Below are 24,112 nucleotides of genomic sequence, written 5' to 3' on the forward strand. Positions count from 1 at the left end.
CCCTCCTTACAATGCTTTAAATGGGTCATGGCTTGTTTCATAACCAAAGCTTATTGAAGATTCACTTTCAAATCTTGGTATAAATTTTCTTCCTTCATAAGAAAATGATGCCACCCTGTCATTTCTTATTTTTTCTTTACCAGCTAATAAATGACTGTCTGCGTAAAGGCCTGCCACATAGCTAGGATGTCTCTTTTTAAAATAAGAACTTGCCTGCCAGTCTAACTCTTTTAGGGCATCAATTGGACCAAGCTCCTTTACACCAATTAGAAAATCTGCAGGAGGAGGACAGGATCTCCTGCCCATATAGGTTTGAAAGTATGGATTTCCCAAAGCTCTATAGAGCTTTTCAATCAACTCATCATTTGATCCAACAGCTACAACAAATACTCCATCTTCAAGATAATATCTGTTAGTAACATAGTTTCTTTCAAACGTTCCATTTTTCTTGTACTTACTAGCTATATGATAATCTCTTATTAGGTTTGGCCTTTGGTCAACCCTAACCGCAAAGTCTATTTCGTTTAATTCACTTATTCTTTCATCATCTCTCCTGTAACCAAGGCTTGCTGCTAACATCCCAATTATAGCTGATTTTGAGGGATAATGATCTGTATATCTAGTCTCAAACTTAGAACCTGTTCCCCAAGCTTGCATGGGGCCAGATAGTTTTAGAAGTATTGTTTTCACATCTACCTCCTAGGATAAGTTCGCTTTTATTTTCTCTTCTATATCGTAAACTAAGTCTTTTATGGAGTCTTTCCTAGTGTCAATATCATCAATATCCATGTCGTAAGCAACTATACAAGACTTATATGCTGCATTTCCTAATAGCTTTTCATACTTTGTATTTTCATCAAAGAGTCTTTCAACAGATTTTTTCTCATAGCCTTCTTTTGATTTGATTGGATTTTCAAAGGCGGTCACCAAATTTAGCGGTCTATCCTTTCTTAAAGTAAGAAGGATTGCCTTTGGAAGAGTTTGATTAGCAAAAGAATTAATTTTTCCTGTAGGAATTGATTTAATAAAAGCTTCTACGAAAAGCCTAGAAGCATAAGCACAAGCTTCTACATCATCAAGTTGGTTTTTAAATTCATGAAGGGCGATGTTTGCATACCTATATACTGTAGATGAATTGTATTCTATAGTTCCAAGCATCCCTGCACCAACATTATCTTCTTTGGCTAGGTCATCAACAGCTGTAAAATAATCAAATTCTCTTTCTATAGCATGAGTTGAGATTGCATGAGCAAATTGACAAGAAGCATCTTCATTTAAGGTAGGGGCATCTGCTACCATTCTTCCAAATAAGGATATATCTATAGATGGATTATCTTTTAATATTTCTTGAAGGATTTTCTTATCCTTTATGCCATCAAGAGCTGCCTGAGCAAGGTCTGTTGCTTGCTTGTTTGATATAAAGAAAAGAGCCTTAACTTTTTGTTCTTTTGTAGAAATTTTCGCCTTATTTAAAGTTTCTTCGGCAAGTTTTAAGGCATCTTCATGACTTTTATTAGAATCTAAATCTACTATTTTTTCTGCTATATAGTTAACTATATCCCTACTTCTAACGCCTTGATTTTCTAAGTCATATTCGTCCTTAAAATACTTTCTGACTGCTCTCTTCCAAGCTTGCGAACTTACTCTAGCTCTAGTTACTCCTCCATATTGAGCAGTTTTGGGACTTCCTGTATCGTCCCTGTTTACATTTGATGGTGGTAGGGTTTGTATTAGGTGGATATCTAGAAATAATCTGTCTTTAGTCATTTTCTTCTCCTTTTTATCTTGTAATATTCCAATAATAATCTCTTGCCCATTTTATCCTAATAGGGTTTACATCTCCTAACAAGTAAGCATATAAATCATTTGAAAGGCTAAAAAAGTCAACCTGTTCTTCGCTTTTTGCCTTTAATAGTTTTATAATTTGTCTAAGGCGATATTCTAACATCCTATAATTTGGTGAACTAATTAGAGAATTAAATCTTAGATCAACTGACTTATTAGCACTCTTATCCTCAGGATTTCTCAAAGATCTAAGACTTTGACCCAAGCTTTTATATGGAAAATCTTCATTTCTATAAATAACAGACCTATCTTCTCCTTGCTGATAGATTGCATAAATTTGTAGGGTTGTTAGTATAGCTTGTTCATAATAATTTAGATTTTTCCCTGTACCAAGTTTATCTTCTGGTATCATTGAAAAGATAAAAGCCAAAGACTCTATATTTTCGCCAAGATCCTTATTTATTGAATTTCTTAACTGGGCCAAAATCGCCTTAGTGCTAGACTCTTTTTTAGTATTTTCCAAGTAAGTTAGTATATGCTTACTCGTTTTATAAACATTAGTCTCTTTGTTCACTTTATCTCCTTTCTATAACTTTGTTTAATATACTGGTAAACTTATTAAAAGATGTAACAATATTTAAGCTATTCTTAGGGTCACCGATATATCGGTAGTCTCTAATAGAAGCTGATTCAAGTTTCATATAAGCTTCTTTATAAACAATGTCCTTTAATATTTCATCCCATTTTATCAAAATACTTTTCTTATCAGTGGATTCTCCTATTGATTCTATTAGATCTCTAAAGGGTTTATCTACAAGATAATACATCTTTTCTATTTCATTATTTACATAGCCGCTTTTATCAAGACCACGAATATTAACTATATCCCTTAAAAATCCACCATATATATTACTTATGACATTTTTGGTCTTTTCTACCATTTCATAAATATGGTGGGTCCAATCTTCCTTATTTTCACCTATTAGTAATTCTATATACAAAGGCATATAGTCGTAGATTTCATTAACTGGTACCCAAGATGTTGCATTGCCGTCATCTTCTAGAGATAAGGTATTTATCAAAATGTTTCTATCATTTATTTTTCCTTCAATCACTTTTAGCCAAGAAATTATCCCCGGTTTAGGAACCTTATCCTCACTACTTGATCCATAAGAACTTACTTTTCCTAGAGTAATTTGACCAAATGATCTCCACATTGATTGATTAGCAGGGTGTTTTTTAGGTGTGGATCTTTCCTTGTTTGGTCCTGTCTTATTTGTCCCATATATGGTCATTGGTTCCAAGAAATTATCGAGGTGGTCTACTTCAGGAAGCTTTATCAAGTTCATTACAAAGTCTTTACCAATTTTATAAGATGGATCTATATACAGGGCCCTGGAGTATGTCGTATAAAGCTCTGACATATTATCTATAGGTAAATAATTTAAATAAGAATGAAGTAGTTCGCTATCTTTAAACTCCCAAGCAGGTTTTTGGATATTATAAGAATAGCTTTGATTAGTAAATAGTACAAAATTTAGCATCAAGGTCTTAAAGAGATTGTCCCCCTTAAAATAAATCGCACCCAAATCATATAGCCAACCCTTAGAATTTCTAGTCTTGTAATTTTCATTTCCATATATGGTTTTATCAGAAAGTCCAGTATATCCCTGAAAGCAAATTAGCCATCTAGCTATCTCATCATCTCTTAGAATATTTTTACTAGCTTCACTTTTTGGAGAAAAGAGAGCCTTTTTATTATTAGATTCTGTTATAGTTCTATTGATAGTTTTTCCAGAAATTTGTCCTATGGACTTACCCTTGATTTTATCTATACTCATATTATCTTCAGTCACTTGAAAAAACGGATACTTTTCATCATAAAGATAAAACCTATCATGCCACTTATCTAAATAATCTATAACTATCCTTGGGAATTTCCCAGCTTTCCACAAATTTTCCCACGTAGACATCAAGTCATCTTCGTAGTCCTCGTAATCTTCTTCATCTACAGGATAAATTTGTTTCATATTTTCATCCACTTCAATTTCTTCGTAAGGATTTCCAAAAACATCATACCTAGAAAAAACTGTATGCATGACAGATAATAAAACTCTCATAATGGCGAAATCTTGGATATGCATATCACCTGTTATATCAAGGTAGTCCTGAGAGTTTTCAAAAATATCTCTCATAGATACTAAATTCTTCTCTCCCTTCTTATCTACCATGACTTCTATCCACGGTTCATCTATTAAGTTAAATCTTCCCATAATCACTCCTTCCTTTCATATGATAGACCTAATTTTTCAGCATAATTAAGATTACAATTTCCTAGGTCAAAGTCGCCATTTTTATCAAATATTATAGCTAGATTTCCCTTTAGCCAAGTATACTTATCCCAGTTTCTTAAGTATTTGATATAATAGTTTTCCAAAATTTCTATATATTTATCTAAATTTTCGCCATAAGACATACCAGTCGGAAGTTTTATTGTATGTTTTGCTATTTCTTTAGCTAGGTTATTATCAAGCTCTCCTAACGCATTTTTATCCCCAAAATATCCATATCCACCTACTTTTTCTTGTAGGCAAATAAGCTCTATACTATCTGCACTATCTCTTACCTCACAAGCTCCCTTAGTTTCTGATAACTCAGCTATATTATTAGAATTTTCTAACCATTTACTTATATTTTTGTCAGGTCCAACATTATGCTTTGGATTTGCTAGAGCGAATTTATCTGCTTGAAATTTCTTATTTTGCTTGTGTGCATGATACTCAATTTTGCAATCTTCATAAGCCTTTCTATATGTTTCTTCAATTTCAATATCAGTATCAGAATAAACCTTCTGCACAAGATCTGACACATCTTTAGGAATATAAATTTCACCTGGTAAGTAAAATTCCGTTCTCATCAAAATGTATTCTTGATATACATGTGTTGATCCCTTATCAAAATCGTATGATACGGAGTCCATTACATATACTTTAGGGTTAAGAAAATTTTTAGGTCTTTTAGTTTCCTTATGCCTATGAAGTCTTCCAATTCTTTGGATAAGTAAATCAATTGGAGCAAGATCAGTGTATAAAACATCAAAGTCAATATCTAGAGATTGCTCGATAACTTGAGTTCCGATTATTATTTTAAAATCAGGTCTCTTGCCATTTTTCCCAATAGTTTTAAGTAGATTATTTTCTTTTTCTATTCTTTCAGTTGATATGAAGGAAGAATGGAGAATTTCTACCTTATTTTCTCCGAATATTCCAATTAGTTCTTTTGAAAGTTTCTGACACTTCTTAACAGTATTTACTATTACTCCAAAAACGCCTCCACTTTTCGAATCTTTTCTTATTCTTTCCGCTATATTTTCGCTTTCACTCTTATCTAATTTGATTATTTAAAACCTTTTGGAGGAGGTTTTCTCAAAATCTTTAAACTGGATAATATTATTTCCGTCAGTGAAGCTTACAAGAGGATAGGATTTTTCTGTCTCAAAGTCCATTGGTTTTTCTATATCTTTAGATTTTTTGTTTTGGCCTAGAAGATATGCTTTGATTAGCTCATTTCTTCTCTTTAGAGGAAGGGTGGCAGATAAAATTATTACCGGAACTTTATAGGCTCCAAGCCATTTAAGCGCTTGGTCTAGATAGATATTCATGTAAGTAGAATAAGCGTGTGCCTCATCAATTATTACAACCTTATTTGAAAATCCAAGGTGTCTTAACATAAGGTGTTTTTGTTTAAGAGCCATGAGTAGAAGTTGATCGATGGTACCCACCGTAAAATCATCTAATATTGATAATTTGTTACCAGCAAAGTATGAGTTCACACTAACTCCATATTTATCTTCCTCGTAAATATTTGAAGATGGCTTTATAGAAGTAAATTCGTCATTTAGACTTGCCTTTCCATGGATTAGCCTAAGACCCATATCCCCCTTTTTAAGACTAGAGAGGTTATTTAGCCATTCTTTCATCCTTAGAAAAATACCATTAGAAGTTGCTTGACTTGGTAGAGCAAAAAACAATCCTGAACGGTGGGACTTTTCCGCCATAATTTCTGCTCCTATAAGGGCCGCTTCTGTTTTGCCAGATCCTGTAGTTGCCTCATAGATAAGTATTCCTGGTTCTTTTATCTTTTTTACAATATCTGTCAAAATCTCTTGGTCTTTTCGTGGTTTGAAGTTAAATCTTTCTTCAAACATTTTTGACGTATCGCAAGGTTTAGGATCCCAAGGATTTGCTTTATCATTTTGCCAAGATATAAAACCTTCTTCAATTCTATTTTTTGATCCGCAAAAATCATCTATAGGAATTAGAGGAAAATACTTTTCGTTAGATGCTATCCAATCAGCAAGAATTAAAAGACCCGAGAAAATTACCTGAGCACTTTCTTGTAAAGTTACAATCTTTGAAATATCCTCTAACCCACTAATATCTAAAGCATTTTTTATAAAATGTTCATGAAGATTATCCCAATTTTTATAAAGTACGGAAGTTTTATCATCACTTTGATAGACTTCATACTTATATTCCTCTAAAGCTTGATAAGCATCTGTGCTTATTGGTTTCCCATGATGAGCCCCTAGAATAACGGAAACACTAGGATCAAGTCCTTTCTCGTTTAGGATATATTCGCTAACTAAATTGTGTCTAAAGTTCCTTATCATATAATAATTTACAAAGTCAAAACCACCAGATTTAAGTTTATCAAAAATAGCTAAATCTAAATCAGGATCAATAGGGAAAGTTTTTTTGAACTCAAAATTTGCACTACATTTTCCAAGATCATGACTGTATCCTAAAAACATAGATAGATTTTTAGGATAATCCTCATCAATTGGAGAAGTTTTTCTAATATTTTCATAAATATTTTCCTTAACTCCTTCACTTAACCAATGTTCCCACAATAGACCTGCTACATATGCAGTATCTTCTAAGTGGATGTAGAGAGGTAACCAATAATAATCACCATCTATTCTTTTTTTCTTAGCCCATAAATACCTGTAATCCATATTAGCTCCTAGTTTTATTTTCTTCATTTAATTCATGCACTGCCTCTGCTATAATTCAAACAATCGTTTTCTTAGTTGTTAAAATTTTTTCTATTTTAATATTTCTATAGTTAGTTTTTCTAATTAACTTTCTTCTACCAACAATTAAAAATATCTTTTCATAAATTCTATTAGAGGTAAGTTTCCATCCTATTTTTGTATCTTTTGTCTTTTCCATTAATTCTCCTTATTGAATTTATAAATCTAGGAGCCTAACACCCGCTAACGCGGGTACATAAGAGATTACTTTGTTAAGTGTATGATAATCCGGGATCACACAAACTTACGTCTTACATAATGGATTATCATATACTATCTTCTCTTGTCTATATAATAGCAGATAATAAAAATATGTCAATAGTTACTTTAATTTATTTTATGAACTTCATAGTATTACATTATAAAATTTAACTTGTAGTCTTATTATCCCAACAAAAAAAAGACCCTCAGAGGGTCTTTTTGTACGTCATATTTTTTATGTAGTAAAAATTATTCTTGGTCGATTGCTTCTACAGGACATACTGCTGCACAAGAACCACAGTCGATACATGCGTCTGCATCAATTTCGTAAGCTGCATCACCTTGTGAGATAGCTCCTACTGGGCATTCACCTTCACATGTTCCGCAAGAAATACATGTATTTTCATCTATTCTATAAGCCATATTATTCCTCCTATTTATTATTTCTTATGTCTATAATATACAACAGACCAACCCAAAAGTCAAGAATTTTTTTATATTTATTCTAATTTTAATTTAATAATGATAATTTATTCAAATTGATACTAATTATCATTTTTAATATTCTAGTTCTTCGTTAGGATAACTTTTTTCCATTTCTTCATTGGAATCTGAATCTTTAAGTTTTACTCTTACTTTACAGCATTCCCTAACATAATCATTGTCTAAAACTATACCTACTCCGTCACAAGTATTAACCTTTTGACCTTCTTTAGGCATATTGTTTTTAGCTTGTTTATAACATTCTTCTTCATAAGACAGACAACACATGAGTCTTCCACATATTCCAGAAATTTTGCTTGGGTCAAGTGTAATATCTTGGTCTTTTGCCATCTTTATAGATAGAGGTTTAAAATCATTTAAAAATCTTCCGCAGCAGCATTTTTGGCCGCAAGGACCATAATGTTCTATCATTTTTGCATGATCTCTTACTCCAACTTGTCTAAGTTCTATCCTATTTCTATATATTGCAGCTAAATCTTTGACTAGAGACCTAAAATCCACTCTCTTTTCTGATTTAAAATAAAATGTAATTTTACTCCTATCAAATGTAAATTTAGCATCAATAATTTTCATATTGAGTCCATGTTCCTCAGACTTTTGTTGACAAACATCTATGGCAGCTTTGGCATCTTGCTCGTTTTTCTTATGATAATATATATCATCTATTGTTGCTTTTCTTATAACGGGCAATAATTTTTCTTTAAAATTATCCTCGTCCACATCTACATCTGTCAATGCGACTTCTGCTATCTCTACACCATTAGATGTTTCAACTACTGCCAAGTCCTTGTAATCAAAGTCCATACCACAAGAGTCGAAATAATATATTTTTCCTGCTTGTCTAAATCTTACTCCTACGACTTTCAATCAGTGTTTCCCCTCTCTATATATGGTAAAAATGATTTTTTCTATACTTAAATCATAATTAATATTTGTTCTGTATGCTGTCTTTATATCTTCTAATAAACTAATTATTTTTTCTATGATATCTAGATTCATCTTATCAAACTTTCTTATTAGATAAGCTTCATTGCTAGGTAAAGTCATTCCGCTGTACTTATATTTTATAAGATTTTGAAATAGGTTGAGCATAGCATTTATAATTTTTGATCTATCATCTTTAAACTTGCTGAAAAACTCTTTTTCTTTATAATATGCCTCGATTTTGCCGGAATAAACATCAGCTATAATTCTATAAAGCTTGTCTTTATCCACCGATAAATCAATATCTGAAGTTTTTATTGAAATAATCTGGCACCTAGACCTAATTGTTGGAATAATTGAATCCCTATTTACACAAGTGAAGATAATTTTCACATAAGGCTTTAGTTCTTCCAAGCTTTTAAGCATGGCATTTGCTCCAACATCCCTCATATCTTGTGCGTTGTGGATTATATATATTTTAATCTTGCCATTGTCAGGTCTTAGGTAAACGTCTTTTAGAATATTCCTAATACTTTGAATATCTATAACATCCCCTTCTTTATCTAGTACATATAAATCAGGGTTGTTTTCAATATCGCTTGCTACTTTGTAGGAAGTAAAGACATTTTTTGCAAAATCAAGGGCAAATTCCTTATTTGATGAAGGATTTTTTCCCTCAAAAATATAGGCACTTGCAAGTTTATCATTCTTTAACTGTTCGTCTAAGATACTCATAGTTGAATATATTTATCAACATCTATCAAGAAGATTGTAGCTCCTCCTACTGTAATATCTATTGGAACTGTATTTGTTAGAAGAGAGCTTTCTGCTGTTGGATTAATTATTGTTGTTGTAGTACTTCTCTTTTTGCAATTTTTCTCAATAATTCCTAACACTTCATCCAAATCCTCTTCTTCCACACCTATAAGTAAAGTGGTATTTCCCTTTTTAAGGAAACCACCTGTTGTTGCAAGCTTAGTTATTCTGTAGCCCTTATCTGTCAAAGAGTCTACCAAAAAGTTAACATCAGCATCTTGTACTATAGCTATCAAAAGTTTCATTGTTTATCCTCCAATGATTCATATATAAGTTGTATCGCTTGTCTTGTAACATCTTCTATCGACAAACTGGCATCTATCTTCTTTATTTCATCTTCATATTCATCTGCCATTTTCTTGTAAGCATCAAATATTTTTTTGTGAAAATCGAAGTCTTCATTTTCTAACCTATCTGCTGTAAAATTCTTTCTTTTTCTAATCAATGCAGTTTTATAGTCTATATCAAAAAATATAGTAAGGTCAGCTCTAATATTGTCAGTGGCAAAATCATTTATTTTCTTAACTTCTTCTATACCAAGATTTCTACCAACTCCTTGGTATAGAAGAGAACTTAGTACAAACCTATCGCAAAGTACAGTCTTACCAGCTTCTAAGGAAGGCCTAATTTCTTCTTCTATTAGTTGAGCCCTTGAGGCAGCGAATAACAGACACTCGCACCTAGCTGTCATTTTCTCGTTGTCATTGTCTATAATTATATCTCTAATTTTCTCAGATATATCTGTACCACCAGGTTCTCTAAAGGTTAGATATTCGATACCATCTTGGTCTAATATTTTTTTTACTTCGTTTAATACACTTGTCTTACCTGATCCATCTGGACCTTCAAATACAATTAATTTTCCTCTCATATATACCATTATACCATATTAAATGATTTTTCATTTACAAATTTCGACCATATTTGGGTAAAAAAAAAAGACCATATGGCCTTTTTTATTATTCTTCTTCGCTAGTTTCAGTTTCTTCTGTTTCATCAACAGTTGGAACTTCAGCTGCATCTGCTTCTTCGCCTTCTTCAGGAATTTCTTCCTCATTTGGCTCTTGTAGTGAGCAGATAACTTCATCATCTTCAAGTAAAATTGTGATATCATCAACCTTAGCAATATCAAGATCAGCTACAGTTCTGTTATCACCAATTTGAAGGTCACTTACTTCAACATCTGCAGTTTGTGGAATGTATCTTGGTAGACATTCTACTTCTACAACGTCTATATTTTGAACAAGTACAGAAGGTTCAACTCTGATATCATCTCTTCCAACTAGTACAACTGGAACTTGAACTCTGATTGTTTCGTTTTGATTAATAGCTTGGAAATCAACATGTAAAAATATATTTTTGAATGGGTGATTTTGGTAAGCTTTTATAAGAACGTCTTTCTTTTCATCTCCAAAATCTAATGTTATAATTGTTGATGTTCCTGCTTTTTTAAGTACTTTTTCAAATTCTCTAGATGTTACTTGAACATTAATATTTTCTTCACCTTTGGCATATATAACTGCTGGTACAAGTTCTTCGTTTCTAAGCTTGTTAACTTTGTTTTTACCAGTAGCTTCTCTTTTTTGTGCTTGTAAAACTATCTCTGCCATTTTGCCTCCTTATATATTCATACTCACTAATTATACCTCATAATCTCATCATTTACAATTATATAGTTTTGTAAACAAGCTATTGGGTATAATAATAACATAAGAAACAGAAAGGATATATTATGTCAAGGAAAATAAAATTCGGAACAATAGATGTAACTGTAGACGGTGAAAAATTACAAGTCGGTGATTTTGCTCCAGAATTTAGAGCTATTAATAATGATTTGAGCGATTATTCTTCCAAGGAAGACGAAGGAAAGATTAAATTAATTTCTGTAATACCATCAATTGATACTTCCGTTTGTGAAATTCAGACAACAATGTTCACAAAGGCTGCAGAGAATTTTTCAGATGATGTAGTTTTAATAACGATATCAAATGACCTACCATTTGCCCAAGCTAGATTTTCAGAAGATAAGGAAATTTCTAATAATAAATTTGTATCAGACTATATATACAATGACTTTGCTAAGAAATACTCTACTCTAATTAATGAATTGCAATTATTAAATAGATCAGTTTTTGTAGTTGATAAGGATAACAAAATTGTCTACTCAGAATATCTTGATCAAAATACAGACCTTCCAGAATATGAAAAAGCTATAGAAATAGTAAAAGACTTAGATAAATAAAAAAAACTCCAGACCAAGTTTTGCTTGGATCTGGAGTTTTTAAATTAGGCCTTCTAATAAACATAAAGTTGTAATTGCCCCTATACCTTTTTTATTTGTAAGAACTTCAACATTCAATTTTTCTAAACTATTGTAATCAATATCTCCTAGGACTTTCCCATCAACTAGGCTAGTCCCTACATCAATAAGAGTCATTCCATCTTTAAAGTAAGTTGAATCATAATAATTTGCTTTGCCAATAGCAGATATAAAAATATCAGAATTTCTTATTACATCTTTGGTGTTTTTTGAATTGCTGTTTAGAACAGTTACAGTGGCTCCCATTGTCACTAAATGCATAGCTAGAGGCTTACCTATAACATTTGTTCTATTTGCTATAACAATGGATTTTCCCCTAGTATCTTTAAATTTATCATCAATGAACATAGCAACTGCTTTTGCAGTAGCTGGCAAGTAATTGATATCTCCCTCTAGACTTAAGCCCAAATTTTTATATGTGAATGAATCTAAATCTCTAATAGTAATGAAACTTTTCATAGTTTTAATATTAGAATCATTGCTTCTAAATGGAGATAAGACTATGAATCCATCATTAGCTTCAAATGAATTTACGTAATTAATTATATCTTCTACTGATTCGTCTGTAAATTCATAGTCAACGTATTCAATTTCTAATTCATTGCATCTTTTAATAATTACTTTTTTATAATAAATTGCTTCTTTTGAAGGTTTTTTGCTTAAGATGATTATCTTATTTTCTATCTTATGATCTTCTAACTTTGTTAAAAGCAATCTTTTAAGATCATCAGTTGTTAAAATTTTCAATTTTCCTCCACTAAAAAAGCCCCAATTAGAAATCCTAATTAGGGCATCATAATTTCCTAGAATATTCTTCTTGCTCCTATATAGCAGTTTGTATAGTAAGAATTGTATATATTATCGAATCTAACACCTCTGCCATAGCCTGCAGCATGAACAAATGTACCATCTGAGCTTGTCATAATACCAACGTGGTCAATTGAACCTGTACCTGCAGTAGAGAAAAATACTAAATCTCCTGCTTGTAAGTTATTATAGTCTACACTATAACCATATGAATATTGTTGTGCTGATTGATGAGGAATATAAACTCCAATTTGTGCATACGCATATGAAGTAAGTCCTGAGCAATCAAATCCTGAATTTGGATCAGATGCGCCCCATATATATGGCATACCAATAAATTGAGATGCAATATTAGCTGCACTTAGACCAGATCCTGATGCTTCGTATGATGGCTCATATGAAGATTCTTCAACATAATCATTTGATTCAGTTGTTTCTTTAACTTCTTCAACTATTTCTTTAGCAACTTCTGTATCTGATATAAAATCAAGTGAGATATAAGAAGTTTGTCCGTTGTAATTTACTTCAAGCCAACCATTTTTAGCTTGGCCTTCTACCCAATCACCTTTTCTATATGATCCAATAACATTTCCGTTACCTGGACTTGTTCTAACATTTAGGATTGAAGTATTAACCCAACCTGAATAATAATATGATTGTTGAGCTTTAGCTTCTTCAGCCTTCTTTGCCTCTTCAGCTATTCTTGCTTCCTCAGCCTTTTTAGCTTCTTCGGCTTTTCTTGCTTCTTCAGCTTTTTTAGCTTCTTCAGCCTTCTTTGCCTCTTCAGCTTTTCTATTCTCAATGTCATTAACTAAAGTTTCTGGATATGCTTCTACTAAGAAATCATCTTTTATGTATCCAAATTCTGTTTTCAAAAATCCATCTTCTAGTGTTCCTTCTACCTTGTCACCAGCTTTTAAAGATGAAATGATATTATTATCTTCTAGATTTTTGCTACTTCTAACATTTAATACTTCAGCATTTACGTATTTAACAAGATTTATATTGTTATTTTCTTCTTTAGCTTCTACTTCTTTAGATAATTCAATAGCTTCGTTAGAATCTTCTTCGCTTACTACATCAGCCTCTTTAACTTCTAAAGGCTTTTCTTCTACTACTTCTTCATTATCAGCTACTTCTATTTCACTATTATCTACAATATCTTCTTCAGAATCTTTATTGTATTCTTCTTCAAGATTATATTTAGTTTCAACAACTTCATCATCAGATTTTACATCTGATTTTTTACTAGCTTCAACTTCAACAACAGCATTTCTTGCAGCTGTTTCTATTAAATCTTCAACTTTCTCATTTTTGTTAGCTGTAGCATTTTTATTTTCTGCTATTTTTGTATTTTTAACTTCATTAGTATATTCGCTTTTAACGACATCATAGTCAGAATAACTATCTACATAGTCTACCTCTGAGATTAGTGAATTTGTATTTTGATCTTGGTCTAAATTACCTATTGTAGTAGCATATGCGCTTGCACCAGCTGTTACTGCAGCTACGACTGAAAGCATAGCTCCTATTTTCTTTTTGTTCATTAAGTCCTCCATCATTAAACGAAAATTTGTTAATATTTATTATTTATGTCTTGCACTCAAATCTGTTTATATTTTATATCTTTTTAACAAAAGTGTCAAGATTTAGTTACAAAAAAATTACACTTTTCGATGATTCTTTTAGCTTTATTGGAAATATCCTATCAAATAACCAATATAACTAAAAAAAACACAGAAAAATGTAATCATATTTAACATTTTCTTCATAATTAGTTACAAAATGTTAATTATTTATGTAAGGAGCAAATCTATAAGCCGTGTTCTGTCTTAGATAATCATCTGTCTAGGCTTATTGTCGCCAACAAGCTCAAGCGAACAACCATACTGGACCGTGTCGAGCAAACATCCTACTGTCCCTTTCGTTCTTGCACCGGATGGGGTTTACATAGCCTACCTATCACTAGATAGCTGGTGAGCTCTTACCTCGCCATTCCAACCTTACCAAAAAAACTGGCGGTATACTTTCTGTTGCACTAGCCTGAAGATCACTCTTACTTGACGTTATCAAGCATCCTCGCTCTGTGGTGCACGGACTTTCCTCGTGGACTAATCCCCGCGATTATCCGATTTACTCCATCTTTTATTTTACCTCAAATATTGTTACAAACAAACTAAAAGAATTTTCTAAATGAATCTTCCTTAGAATATGTTAAAACTTTCCCATCAATCATGCCTCTTATTTCATCTTCTAACATAAATATTACATGATTCTCGCTTGCAAAATGCCCAGCATCTACTATTATTATTCCCTCGTTAGCTAGGTCCATGCCGTCGTGATACTTTACATCACCTGTTACAATCATATCACACTTGTTTGATATAGCATCTTCGATTAATTCAGCTCCTGCACCACCACATACTGCAATTTTTTCTATATCTTTATTTATATCTCCGTAGACAACAAGACCCTCTGCTCTAAGTTCATTTTTTATTTTTTCTACATATTCTGTTGCACTTTGTCTATTGATTATTCCAAATCGTCCTAATCCAGGATTTTTGTCTCTTTCCAACACTTTAGTATCTTTTATATCTAAAATGTTGCAGAGATTGTCATTTAATCCGCCATCCGCTATATCTAAATTCGTATGAAATGCATAGATAGTAATATCATTTTTAATAGCCATTTGTAATCTTTTGTAGAATTTTTTACTAAAATCAATAACTTTAGCACCAGCAAATAAATATGGATGATGAGTGATAATTAAATTACAGTCATTTTCTATAGCTTTTTTAATTCCTTCTTCTTCTAAATCCAAAGATATAAGAACATTTTTAAGCTTATCGTTTGGATTGCCGACTTGCAAGCCTGAATTATCCCATGATTCTTGTAGGCTAAAAGGATATTTTTCTTCCAGTTTATCTATTAATTCTCTAATTTCCATTGTTTTCTAATCTCCTCTATGGCGTGCAACTTTTCTTCTATTCTATCTAAGCTTTTTCTATCTTTAGATTTTTCTAAAATCGCTTTCTTAAAAGAAGTATTTTTCTTATAATCTATATTCAATTTTTCTTTAAGTATTTCACTTTTATTTACTATATTATCTTTACCGTAGTATATTTCACCTATAGAAAGATTTTCTCCATTACCAAACTTAGCCTTTATAATATCATAGTATTTGCCATTATCATAGGTTAAAAAATCATTTATAATTTCAAAACCATTATCGATTAAATATACTCTAAGTTTTTCTGTGTTAATATTGCTAGCTAAAATTATATAGTCTAAATTATGAGCGAAATCTAAGGACTGATCAATTATATCTATAATTGTATTTGCACCCATTCCTGCTATTACTGCAACTTGATTCTCATCCTCAGCAATCCCTTTAAAACCATCAGTAACTTTTGTAGAAATCTTATTTTCTAATTCTGGCGTTAAGGCACTCCTAAGTTTATCTAGTGATTTTTCTGAAATATCTGTCGCTAGTATTTCCTTGCTAATTCCATTTTTTGCTAAATATAAAGGAACTAATCCATGATCAGTTCCTATATCTATAACTTTTTTATTTTTGTCTATTAGACCTATAATATCTAATAATCTTTTTTTATCTTCCATTATAAAAAGTCTTTCAATAATTCGCTCTTGTTTGGAGATTTTAGCTTTCTCAAGGCCTTAGCCTCAATTTGTCTAATTCTCTCTCTTGTAACGTCAAATTCTTTTCCTACTTCTTCTAGAGTTCTTGGAGTTCCGTCTATCAATCCAAATCTAAGTTGTAGGACTCTTTTTTCTCTTGCTCCAAGACAAGATAAAACATCGTTTAATTGTTCGCGAAGCATAGTGTAATTGGCAGCCTCTCCTGGATCAATTGCTGTATCATCTTCTATAAAATCTCCTAAGTGGCTGTCATCTTCTTCACCTATTGGAGTTTCTAAAGAAACAGGTTCTTGAGATATTTTTCTAATCTCTTGCACCTTTTCTACCTCAATACCCATTTGTTCCGCAATTTCTTCGTTTGATGGGTCACGGCCTAGATCTTGAACAAGTTGTCTTTGGATTCTAACAAGTTTATTAATTGTTTCAACCATATGAACAGGTATTCTTATAGTTCTCGCTTGATCTGCGATTGCACGTGTTATCGCTTGTCTAATCCACCAAGTCGCATAAGTTGAAAACTTAAATCCTCTATTGTAGTCGTACTTATCAACAGCTTTCATCAGACCCATATTTCCTTCTTGAATCAAGTCCAAAAAGCTCATGCCACGCCCAACATATTTTTTGGCAATTGAAACTACAAGTCTAAGGTTAGTCTCAGCAAGCTTTTGTTTAGCCGCTTTAGAAATAAAAACAGCTTTTTTTAATTCATAATAGTCAGCTTCGCTTAAATCATCATCAGTAATAATCTTGTAAGCCAAATCTCTTAGTTCAATACTCGCTTCAATTTCATCTAATTCTTCTTTGCTTAGTTCTATCTTGTTAGAGATCGCCCTTGCTCTTTCGCTAGTTACGATAAAATCGTTTAAAATCATCCTATCATTTGTTTTGATTTGCTCTTTATTTGCAGCTTTTGACAATATATCATTGAAGGATAAATAAACAAGATTTACAATGTCATCAGATTCTGTGATATTTAACATATGATCAAATGAATCAAAGAGATCACATAATGAGTTTGCTTTGCTCTTATCTAAATCATCTTCACTTACAGAATTTTCTGCAATATTACAAATCATTACTTTAGTTTTTAACTCTTCTAGAGTCTTTTTGTCTAAATCTTCATCCATAATTTGCTTAAACAAATCGCCCATGTTCAAAAGACCGTCAATCTCTTTTTGAGTTTTATCATCTAAATTTCCATCGTTTTTAAGATCTTCATTTGCAAGTTTTAATATGTTAGCTAAATCTCCAAAGAAAATGTCATTCGCAAGTTTAGTCTTATTTTGTTTATTAAATTTAACCCCATTGAGTTTTTTTCTAGCTATCTCGCCCATTTCCATTCTACGAGCAAGAATTATCTCTTCTGTAGCTGTAAGTAGACTAACTTTTCCAATTTCTTTTAGATACATCTTTACAGGGTCGTCTACTTTGACACCTACCATGATATCTACATTTTTATTTAAATTTTCTTCTACTTCATCTTCTTCTATTTCTTCTTCCAAATCTTCATCATCAGAAAGATCGTCTTTCATATCTTCTGTTACTTCTTCATCTTCAAGAACAGTTTCTGATTTTTCTACAATCTCTATTCCTAAACTAAGGACTTGGTTTATAACAAACTTCTTGCTATCATCTTCCATTTCCTTGAAGTTTTCAAATGTATAAATCTGCGAATAAGTAATTAGTCCATCTTGAGACTCGCTGATCGATTGGAATTCCTCTATTATTTCTTTTAGAACATCATCATCGAGCAATTTGCTGTCATCGCTAGTCATTAATACTCCCCTTACCTAAAGACTATCTATTCTTTAATCTTTTAAGTTCTCTTTTCCTATTAAAAAGAATAATTTTTCTCTTCAATTCTTCTGCTAGTATAGGATTAGTATTATCTCTTATATAATCAAGAATATACTTATAGTCCTTATCATCTAGATTGAACTTACTAACATCCTTTTCTTTCAAAAAAGTTTTGACATTATTTATCTTTTCGTCTTCAATAGCTTTATCAAAAAAATCTCTGTGTTTTTCGTAGTCGGACCTTTGGTTGAAAAATAATCTCAAAACTTCAAGCTCATTTATGTTAAAATTATTGGTTTTCTTCTCTACAATTATAGGTTTATTATTAAATTTACCTTTATTTTTTATTTTTAAGTCAGTATCTTTATTATACCTGTCAATAGCTTGTTTTAAAGTACTTTTGTCTATCTCAAATAACTTGGAAACATTGTTGATAAAAATCTCTCTTGTTAGTTCTTGCTTTATCGAAGAAAGAAAAGCTACAAATAAATTCAATTTATCAAATCGTTCCGCAGGTGTTGCCTTAGTATATTCATCAAGGATTTTTTCATATTGATAATTTAATGAGTCATTTGCATTTTTTATTTTATCTTCGAAAGCATCTTTACCATTTTCTCTAATAAAATCATCTGGATCTTTACCTTCACTTAGACTTATTATACTTGGATTTACACCTATATCGTGAAATATAGTTATGGCCTTTTCTGTAGCCTTTATTCCCGCACCATCTTGGTCATAGCAAATATAAATGTCATCTGAATATCTTTTTATTAGATTTGCTTGATCTTTTGTCAAAGCTGTACCTAATGATGCAACAGCTATATCTAGTCCGTGGTTGTTTAATGCAATTACATCCATATATCCTTCTACGAGAATAATTTCTTTTCTTTTTTGTCTTTTATATACATTGAGCCCATATAGATTATATCTCTTCTTAAAAATACTTGATTCGGGTGAATTTAAATATTTTGGCATCTGTCCAGAAACAGCTCTTCCACCAAATCCTATGACTTTTCCATAGTGATTTATTATTGGAAATATTATTCTATCTCTATACTTATCATAATAATTTCCTTTTGAAGATTTCTTTATTAGACCCAACTCTTCTATATCTTCTTCTTTATAATTTTTCGATCTGATGTAGTCATATAAATCATTCCATGAGTCTTTTGAATATCCTAACATAAAGGTATTCACAATTTTACTTGAAAGTCCCCTTTGCTTAAGATACATTTGAGCCTTCCTATCAGTCAACAAATTTTTGTAATAAAACATCATGATATCTTTATTTATTTCATAAAGTTCGTTATTTCTCTTGTTAACCTTAGGATTTTCTGTATAGTCAATACTAATCCCAGCTTTGTTAGCTAGAAACTCCAAACTTTGAGGATAATTTAACCCTTCTTTTTGCATTATAAAAGAAACAACATCTCCTCCTGCTCCACAACCGAAGCAGTGAAATAATTGTTTCTTGTCATCTACAGTAAAAGATGGGGTTTTTTCATTGTGAAAAGGACATAGTCCCTTAAAAGAAGATCCTGATCTTTTCAGATCGACGTATTCTCCTATAATATCAACTATGTTTGAACTTTGTACTATTTGATTAATCTTATCATCAGAAATTAAACCCATAAAATCACCTATCTAAATTATACTTATCTTGCTTTTCTTTTCAATAAAGTGGTTTTCCAGTTTATGTCATTAATTTTTTAATTAAATTATAAATTATTGTTAAATTTTAGAATTATTGTATAATATCAGTAATATTATATTTGTTTTTACATACTAATTTTACTAAATGATTTATTTGAAAATTTTAGGGGAATACAATGGATAGCACAAGCGAAAGCATCTTAGAGTCGAGTTTATTTAAAGATGATATTGATATCAAAGTTCTAGATGCTAGAGAAAATATTATTACTAACGGCAAAAATTCTAGGATACAATTTAATCCTTTCATTTATTTTTATTTTTTAGCAGAAGGTAGTGGAACTTTTTTTATAGAAAGTGATGCTGTAAAAATCAAAAAAAATGACTTGGTTATAATTAATTCTAATATTGGTCACAATATTTTTGTAGATGAGAATGAATATGCATGCAGAAGCATAGGATTTGGTGTTGAAAGCATAGGTATAAATACTGTTAAAGAGGAAATCAACAATAATAAAGCTGATGAAAAAATTGATTCAAACAAAGACCCAAATTCTTTAGACGAGAGTGAAGATGAAGAAAAAATAAAATTAGAAATAGATAATTACATATTAATTCCTTGTAAGGAAGAAGGAAAAAGAGTATACGAAATTTTCTCAAGTATTGTCGAAGAGTTTTCTAGTGATGATTTATATGCTAGAACTCTTGCTGATAGCATGGCATCTTATTTTATAATTAAATTACTAAGGTTATTAAAGGGAAAAATTGAAATAGTTCATGATGTAAATATAAACAGACAGGTCGACTACATAAAATCTTATATCGACGGCAACTACTCGACAGACATAAAGCTTGAAGAACTTTCTTCTCTTGCCTATATGAATAAATTTCATCTAATTGCTGAATTCAAACAAGCCTATAGGGTAACTCCTATTGAATATTTAATTTTAAAAAGGGTTGAAGTATCAAAAGGTTTATTGATATCAACAAACCACTCTATGGAAACAATAGCCCATATTGTAGGCTTTAATTCTCAGTCCTATTTTAACCAAGTATTTAGAAAAAAGGTTGGATTTACTCCATCACAATTTAGAAAGAAACACAGACTATAAAAGCCGCCAGCTAAGTTAAATCTTAGCTGCGGCTTTTTCAATTATCCTCTATTCTAACCCTAGTAATTATATCATTATCAATAGATAAAACCCTAAATACATATTGACCATATACAATAGTTGTATTTTCATGTATATCTTTTATATTCTCTTTTTCTGCAAGCTCATAGATAAGACCTGCCAGAGTATGGGTCATAGTTGGAAGATTTAAATTATATTCTTTATTTAGCTTATTAATTGAAACTGAAGCATCAAATGTGTTATCAAGTTTAGCTATAAGTTTTTTATCTGATAAAATAAATTTCATCACAGCAAATATTATAGCAACAGAAACTGTTCCTATCAGTATATCTGTCAAACCTTGAGAGTATACCAACATTTTTCTAGCTATTACAAAAAGTATCAAAGTCAAGATAGACTCGTGACTTCTTGTAATAATCATTGCTATAAGTTCAATTCCAACTATTAATAGAAGAGCATGCTTTAGAAATTCATTCATAAGCATATACGAATTCTGTAAATTTTCTACTCGCATTATTTCTAAAATATAATGGATTAGCTTAGGAATACCTGAGCAAACTCCTAATATTACTATAATACAAATTAATATTTCAATTATATTAACCGTTTTATCTATAAAATTATTCGCCTTATTATGTTTCATCAGTAGTCAACACCCTCGGTATAATCACCGCTAGCATTCCAAATCAAAAATTCATTTTGACCTGAATCATATATTGCTTGTATTTGCGCTTCAACTGCCTCTTTGTCATATTCCATCCAATTTCCTTCACCAATCCAAGTTGCCGTAAAATCTTGGATCCATGGACGTGATACAGGCGGATGTTCAAGTTGAGATAGATATTCTTGTTCAGCTGCTAGATATCTTTTTACTAATTCGTATGGCTCAAGATCTGGTTTTTCAATATCAAATGATGTCAATCCCCAGTGAGAAGGATAAATCATAGATGAGATAACATCAGTTTCATTACTCATTTCTCCAAAGTCTTGACCTATACCATCTGCTCTTTGAACTTGAAGGGCATATCCAAAGACATCTATTGACATAGGAACATTCATATCTTGAAGTTCTTCCCTAGCTCTTCTAACAAATCCAGTTATAGCTCCTACTCTCTTGTCCCCTTCTTCCATTTCCTTATCTTCAAATTCACCTCTAGAATAGTTTAGTGTATCACCAAACGTTTCAAAACCTTCGGCAAATCTAACATAGTCAAATTGAATTTCATCAAATCCAGCCTTTGCAGCAAGTTTCGCTATCTTTATATCATAGTCTTGCACTTCTTTTAGAAATGGATTCATGAAAGCTTCCCCATGTCCATTTGTCCATAGTGTGCCATCTTCTAAGGTAAATCCCCAATCAGGGTGTTTTTCAGTAATTATAGAATCCTTGAAGGTTGTAACCCTTCCTATTACATATATGCCTTTTTCGTGCATTTTTTCTACGAAATCTACTGGATCGACTATATCAGTTTTAGAATATTTTATATCTTCGTCATCCGTATCAAAATTCATGGTAACATTACCCCAATCATCCTTGATATCTACGACTATAGTATTTAAGCGAGTATTTTCCATAAGATCCATTATTTTTTCGTAGGTTTCTGGATCATTTATATTATAAGTATTAAAATATAAACCTTTAACCCCATCTTTCGGATAATACTTGCTCTTTTTTTCATTTAGAGAGAGAAGTCTAGATGTATCATAGTCCATATTATAATCATCTGGTGTTACACCAACCTCATAAGGTACTCCGACTTCTTTATCTACTGCATCATTTACTAGCCCTTTATTTTCCTCTTTATTAGAAGCATCTTCTTTTGAATTATCATTATCTACATTTTCGCTAGCTTCATTTTCTGTTTTACTAGTTTTCGTATCCACGCTTTTTTTAGAGCAAGAGGCAAGAACTAATACACACAAGAGGAAAAATGAAATCAGAACTTTTTTATTTTTCATATAAAAACTCCTTAAGAAATAAGAGCGAACCCATTGGTCCGCTCTTATATACTTGTATTAAGTCATTTGATCGGATCACTCTAGGAGTGAACCTAACTATATATCTTAAAGTTAAACTAAAAATAATTTAAACTTATTTTACTTAAATCGCTAAATTTAAGCCTTGTTTATGTTACGATTTAATATTTTGTTATAATGTTATATCCCTTAAATAACAATTAGCGTTAATACAAATTATAACCTGTTTTTATCACTAAATATTATTAAGCAATAATCTTTGTAACAACTCCAGATGCTACTGTTCTACCACCTTCACGTACAGCGAATCTTAGTCCTTCTTCTAGTGCGATTGGTTTTTGTAGTTTGATCTTGAATGTTGCGTTGTCTCCTGGCATTACCATTTCTACGCCTTCTTCTAGTTCAATATCTCCTGTTACGTCTGTTGTTCTGAAGAAGAATTGTGGTCTGTATCCACTGAAGAATGGTGTGTGACGTCCACCTTCTTCTTTTGTTAGTACGTATACTTGACCTTCAAATTCTGTGTGTGGGTTTACACTTCCTGGTTTTGCTAGTACTTGTCCTCTTGAGATTTCGTTTCTTTGTACTCCTCTTAGTAGTAGTCCTACGTTATCTCCTGATTCTGCTTGTTCTAGTGATTTGTGGAACATTTCTACTCCGGTTACTACTGCTTGGCTTGTTTTTTCTTCAAGTCCTACGATTTCTACAGTATCACCTACTTTTAGTGTTCCTCTTTCTACTCTTCCTGTTGCTACTGTTCCACGTCCTGAGATTGTCATTACGTCTTCTACTGGCATTAGGAATGGTTGGTCGTTGTCTCTTTCTGGAATGTCAAAGTATTCGTCTACTTCATCCATTAGTTGTAGAATCTTGTCTGACCATGGACCTTCTCCACCTTCTTGTAGTGATTTTAGTGCGCTTCCTACTACTACTGGTGCGTTGTCTCCATCGAAGTCATATTCACTTAGTAGGTCTCTGATTTCCATTTCTACTAATTCGATTAGTTCTGGATCGTCTACTTGGTCTTCTTTGTTTAGGAATACTGCGATTTTTGGAACGCCTACTTGTCTTGCTAGTAGGATGTGTTCTCTTGTTTGTGGCATTGGACCATCAGCTGCACTTACTACGATGATTGCGCCGTCCATTTGTGCTGCACCTGTAATCATGTTTTTAACGTAGTCAGCGTGGCCTGGAGCGTCGATGTGTGCGTAGTGTCTGTTTGCTGTTTCGTATTCTACTACTGATGTGTTGATTGTGATTCCACGTTCTCTTTCTTCTGGTGCTTTGTCGATGTGTTCGTAGTCTACGAATTCACCTGTACCATATTTTTTGTTTAGAGCTTGTGTGATTGCTGCTGTTGTTGTTGTTTTACCGTGGTCAACGTGTCCGATTGTACCAATATTAATATGTGGTTTGCTTCTTTCAAATGTTTGTTTGCTCATT

At 31.8% G+C, this 24,112-nt stretch carries 23 protein-coding genes, 1 other RNA gene and 1 pseudogene; 2 read left to right on the forward strand and 23 right to left on the reverse strand.

All coding sequences use genetic code 11. The features are described 5' to 3' along the window. Nucleotides 1–6 precede the first annotated feature (6 nt). The 13 genes and pseudogenes from cas5e to E0D87_RS08985 all read right to left on the reverse strand — a co-directional run bounded on the left by cas5e (nucleotide 7) and on the right by E0D87_RS08985 (nucleotide 10,935). Entirely contained in the window at nucleotides 7–690 is a 684-nt protein-coding gene (gene cas5e, locus E0D87_RS08930) for a type I-E CRISPR-associated protein Cas5/CasD (protein WP_130820141.1), read from the reverse strand. 9 nt (nucleotides 691–699) lie between these two features. Next, the gene (cas7e, locus tag E0D87_RS08935; protein ID WP_130820142.1) at nucleotides 700–1,767 is read right to left on the reverse strand and encodes a type I-E CRISPR-associated protein Cas7/Cse4/CasC; all 1,068 of its coding nucleotides are present in this window, start codon (nucleotides 1,765–1,767) and stop codon (nucleotides 700–702) included. A 13-nt stretch (nucleotides 1,768–1,780) separates the two neighbouring features. Beyond that, a complete protein-coding gene (casB, locus tag E0D87_RS08940; protein WP_130820143.1) occupies nucleotides 1,781–2,359 on the reverse strand; it encodes a type I-E CRISPR-associated protein Cse2/CasB in 579 nt (192 codons plus the stop codon). 1 nt (nucleotide 2,360) lies between these two features. Beyond that, nucleotides 2,361–4,058, reverse strand: a complete 1,698-nt coding sequence (locus E0D87_RS08945; RefSeq protein ID WP_130820144.1) for a type I-E CRISPR-associated protein Cse1/CasA — start codon at nucleotides 4,056–4,058, stop codon at nucleotides 2,361–2,363. A 2-nt stretch (nucleotides 4,059–4,060) separates the two neighbouring features. Then, complete coding sequence (locus tag E0D87_RS09165; RefSeq protein ID WP_242618478.1) at nucleotides 4,061–4,702, reverse strand: hypothetical protein; 642 nt, start codon at nucleotides 4,700–4,702, stop codon at nucleotides 4,061–4,063. Between the two features lie 9 nt (nucleotides 4,703–4,711). Then, nucleotides 4,712–6,829, reverse strand: a pseudogene (cas3, locus tag E0D87_RS08955) (CRISPR-associated helicase Cas3'); the annotation flags it as partial. A 28-nt stretch (nucleotides 6,830–6,857) separates the two neighbouring features. Then, nucleotides 6,858–7,019, reverse strand: a complete 162-nt coding sequence (locus E0D87_RS09170; RefSeq protein ID WP_165442743.1) for a hypothetical protein — start codon at nucleotides 7,017–7,019, stop codon at nucleotides 6,858–6,860. 311 nt (nucleotides 7,020–7,330) lie between these two features. Continuing rightward, a complete protein-coding gene (locus tag E0D87_RS08960) occupies nucleotides 7,331–7,504 on the reverse strand; it encodes an indolepyruvate ferredoxin oxidoreductase subunit alpha (RefSeq protein ID WP_004835187.1) in 174 nt (57 codons plus the stop codon). Between the two features lie 135 nt (nucleotides 7,505–7,639). Continuing rightward, on the reverse strand, nucleotides 7,640–8,452 hold the full coding sequence (locus E0D87_RS08965) for a PSP1 domain-containing protein (protein ID WP_130820147.1): 813 nt from the start codon (nucleotides 8,450–8,452) through the stop codon (nucleotides 7,640–7,642). Continuing rightward, complete coding sequence (locus E0D87_RS08970) at nucleotides 8,453–9,244, reverse strand: DNA polymerase III subunit delta' (protein WP_130820148.1); 792 nt, start codon at nucleotides 9,242–9,244, stop codon at nucleotides 8,453–8,455. After that, on the reverse strand, nucleotides 9,241–9,570 hold the full coding sequence (locus tag E0D87_RS08975) for a cyclic-di-AMP receptor (RefSeq protein ID WP_004835115.1): 330 nt from the start codon (nucleotides 9,568–9,570) through the stop codon (nucleotides 9,241–9,243). The genes E0D87_RS08970 and E0D87_RS08975 overlap by 4 nt, the downstream gene beginning before the upstream one ends. Further along, nucleotides 9,567–10,196 (reverse strand): dTMP kinase, encoded by a 630-nt coding sequence (gene tmk / locus E0D87_RS08980; protein WP_130820149.1) that lies wholly within the window; start codon nucleotides 10,194–10,196, stop codon nucleotides 9,567–9,569. Before tmk ends, E0D87_RS08975 begins: the two co-directional genes overlap by 4 nt. 88 nt (nucleotides 10,197–10,284) lie before the next feature. Then, on the reverse strand, nucleotides 10,285–10,935 hold the full coding sequence (locus tag E0D87_RS08985) for a 50S ribosomal protein L25 (RefSeq protein ID WP_130820150.1): 651 nt from the start codon (nucleotides 10,933–10,935) through the stop codon (nucleotides 10,285–10,287). A 122-nt stretch (nucleotides 10,936–11,057) separates the two neighbouring features. On the opposite strand from E0D87_RS08985, the gene tpx reads away from it, so the two are divergent. Next, a complete protein-coding gene (gene tpx / locus E0D87_RS08990; protein ID WP_207278291.1) occupies nucleotides 11,058–11,567 on the forward strand; it encodes a thiol peroxidase in 510 nt (169 codons plus the stop codon). A gap of 39 nt (nucleotides 11,568–11,606) precedes the next feature. On the opposite strand, the gene E0D87_RS08995 is transcribed toward tpx, so the two are convergent. The 7 genes from E0D87_RS08995 to dnaG form a co-directional block, all read right to left on the reverse strand. Further along, on the reverse strand, nucleotides 11,607–12,392 hold the full coding sequence (locus E0D87_RS08995; RefSeq protein ID WP_130820152.1) for a bifunctional 5,10-methylenetetrahydrofolate dehydrogenase/5,10-methenyltetrahydrofolate cyclohydrolase: 786 nt from the start codon (nucleotides 12,390–12,392) through the stop codon (nucleotides 11,607–11,609). A 56-nt stretch (nucleotides 12,393–12,448) separates the two neighbouring features. Then, complete coding sequence (locus E0D87_RS09000; RefSeq protein ID WP_130820153.1) at nucleotides 12,449–13,999, reverse strand: C40 family peptidase; 1,551 nt, start codon at nucleotides 13,997–13,999, stop codon at nucleotides 12,449–12,451. A 253-nt stretch (nucleotides 14,000–14,252) separates the two neighbouring features. After that, nucleotides 14,253–14,592: RNase P RNA component class A (gene rnpB, locus E0D87_RS09005), an RNA gene on the reverse strand. Between the two features lie 36 nt (nucleotides 14,593–14,628). After that, entirely contained in the window at nucleotides 14,629–15,399 is a 771-nt protein-coding gene (locus tag E0D87_RS09010) for a Nif3-like dinuclear metal center hexameric protein (RefSeq protein WP_130820154.1), read from the reverse strand. Further along, a complete protein-coding gene (locus E0D87_RS09015) occupies nucleotides 15,381–16,073 on the reverse strand; it encodes a tRNA (adenine(22)-N(1))-methyltransferase (protein WP_130820155.1) in 693 nt (230 codons plus the stop codon). The genes E0D87_RS09010 and E0D87_RS09015 overlap by 19 nt, the downstream gene beginning before the upstream one ends. Then, nucleotides 16,073–17,887, reverse strand: coding sequence for an RNA polymerase sigma factor RpoD (rpoD, locus tag E0D87_RS09020; protein ID WP_130820156.1), 1,815 nt, complete (start codon nucleotides 17,885–17,887; stop codon nucleotides 16,073–16,075). Before rpoD ends, E0D87_RS09015 begins: the two co-directional genes overlap by 1 nt. Before the next feature lie 22 nt (nucleotides 17,888–17,909). Further along, nucleotides 17,910–19,541: a DNA primase gene (dnaG, locus tag E0D87_RS09025; RefSeq protein WP_130820157.1), complete on the reverse strand. Its 1,632-nt coding sequence runs from the start codon at nucleotides 19,539–19,541 to the stop codon at nucleotides 17,910–17,912. A gap of 197 nt (nucleotides 19,542–19,738) precedes the next feature. Here dnaG and E0D87_RS09030 point away from each other — a divergent pair, with 197 nt between their 5' ends. Further along, a complete protein-coding gene (locus tag E0D87_RS09030; RefSeq protein WP_130820158.1) occupies nucleotides 19,739–20,671 on the forward strand; it encodes a helix-turn-helix domain-containing protein in 933 nt (310 codons plus the stop codon). A gap of 37 nt (nucleotides 20,672–20,708) precedes the next feature. Here E0D87_RS09030 and E0D87_RS09035 read toward each other — a convergent pair whose 3' ends face one another. The 3 genes from E0D87_RS09035 to tuf form a co-directional block, all read right to left on the reverse strand. Beyond that, entirely contained in the window at nucleotides 20,709–21,335 is a 627-nt protein-coding gene (locus E0D87_RS09035) for a transporter associated domain-containing protein (RefSeq protein WP_004835180.1), read from the reverse strand. Then, complete coding sequence (locus E0D87_RS09040) at nucleotides 21,335–22,651, reverse strand: putative glycoside hydrolase (RefSeq protein WP_130820159.1); 1,317 nt, start codon at nucleotides 22,649–22,651, stop codon at nucleotides 21,335–21,337. Before E0D87_RS09040 ends, E0D87_RS09035 begins: the two co-directional genes overlap by 1 nt. 263 nt (nucleotides 22,652–22,914) lie before the next feature. Further along, a complete protein-coding gene (gene tuf, locus E0D87_RS09045) occupies nucleotides 22,915–24,111 on the reverse strand; it encodes an elongation factor Tu (RefSeq protein WP_130820160.1) in 1,197 nt (398 codons plus the stop codon). Nucleotide 24,112 lies beyond the last annotated feature (1 nt).

Source organism: Anaerococcus vaginimassiliensis (genome assembly GCF_900626155.1).
Taxonomy (GTDB): Bacteria; Bacillota; Clostridia; order Tissierellales; family Peptoniphilaceae; genus Anaerococcus; species Anaerococcus vaginimassiliensis.

What these genes read in the sequence shown, in the direction of transcription:
- cas7e (WP_130820142.1), bottom strand. Translation starts at nt 1,767, where the DNA reads ATGACTAAAGACAGATTATTTCTAGATATCCACCTAATACAAACCCTA.
- E0D87_RS08945 (WP_130820144.1), bottom strand. Translation starts at nt 4,058, where the DNA reads ATGGGAAGATTTAACTTAATAGATGAACCGTGGATAGAAGTCATGGTA.
- E0D87_RS09165 (WP_242618478.1), bottom strand. Translation starts at nt 4,702, where the DNA reads ATGAGAACGGAATTTTACTTACCAGGTGAAATTTATATTCCTAAAGAT.
- E0D87_RS09170 (WP_165442743.1), bottom strand. Translation starts at nt 7,019, where the DNA reads ATGGAAAAGACAAAAGATACAAAAATAGGATGGAAACTTACCTCTAAT.
- E0D87_RS08960 (WP_004835187.1), bottom strand. Translation starts at nt 7,504, where the DNA reads ATGGCTTATAGAATAGATGAAAATACATGTATTTCTTGCGGAACATGT.
- E0D87_RS08970 (WP_130820148.1), bottom strand. Translation starts at nt 9,244, where the DNA reads ATGAGTATCTTAGACGAACAGTTAAAGAATGATAAACTTGCAAGTGCC.
- E0D87_RS08975 (WP_004835115.1), bottom strand. Translation starts at nt 9,570, where the DNA reads ATGAAACTTTTGATAGCTATAGTACAAGATGCTGATGTTAACTTTTTG.
- tmk (WP_130820149.1), bottom strand. Translation starts at nt 10,196, where the DNA reads ATGAGAGGAAAATTAATTGTATTTGAAGGTCCAGATGGATCAGGTAAG.
- E0D87_RS08985 (WP_130820150.1), bottom strand. Translation starts at nt 10,935, where the DNA reads ATGGCAGAGATAGTTTTACAAGCACAAAAAAGAGAAGCTACTGGTAAA.
- tpx (WP_207278291.1), top strand. Translation starts at nt 11,058, where the DNA reads ATGTCAAGGAAAATAAAATTCGGAACAATAGATGTAACTGTAGACGGT.
- E0D87_RS09000 (WP_130820153.1), bottom strand. Translation starts at nt 13,999, where the DNA reads ATGAACAAAAAGAAAATAGGAGCTATGCTTTCAGTCGTAGCTGCAGTA.
- E0D87_RS09010 (WP_130820154.1), bottom strand. Translation starts at nt 15,399, where the DNA reads ATGGAAATTAGAGAATTAATAGATAAACTGGAAGAAAAATATCCTTTT.
- E0D87_RS09015 (WP_130820155.1), bottom strand. Translation starts at nt 16,073, where the DNA reads ATGGAAGATAAAAAAAGATTATTAGATATTATAGGTCTAATAGACAAA.
- rpoD (WP_130820156.1), bottom strand. Translation starts at nt 17,887, where the DNA reads ATGACTAGCGATGACAGCAAATTGCTCGATGATGATGTTCTAAAAGAA.
- dnaG (WP_130820157.1), bottom strand. Translation starts at nt 19,541, where the DNA reads ATGGGTTTAATTTCTGATGATAAGATTAATCAAATAGTACAAAGTTCA.
- E0D87_RS09030 (WP_130820158.1), top strand. Translation starts at nt 19,739, where the DNA reads ATGGATAGCACAAGCGAAAGCATCTTAGAGTCGAGTTTATTTAAAGAT.
- E0D87_RS09035 (WP_004835180.1), bottom strand. Translation starts at nt 21,335, where the DNA reads ATGAAACATAATAAGGCGAATAATTTTATAGATAAAACGGTTAATATA.
- E0D87_RS09040 (WP_130820159.1), bottom strand. Translation starts at nt 22,651, where the DNA reads ATGAAAAATAAAAAAGTTCTGATTTCATTTTTCCTCTTGTGTGTATTA.
- tuf (WP_130820160.1), bottom strand. Translation starts at nt 24,111, where the DNA reads ATGAGCAAACAAACATTTGAAAGAAGCAAACCACATATTAATATTGGT.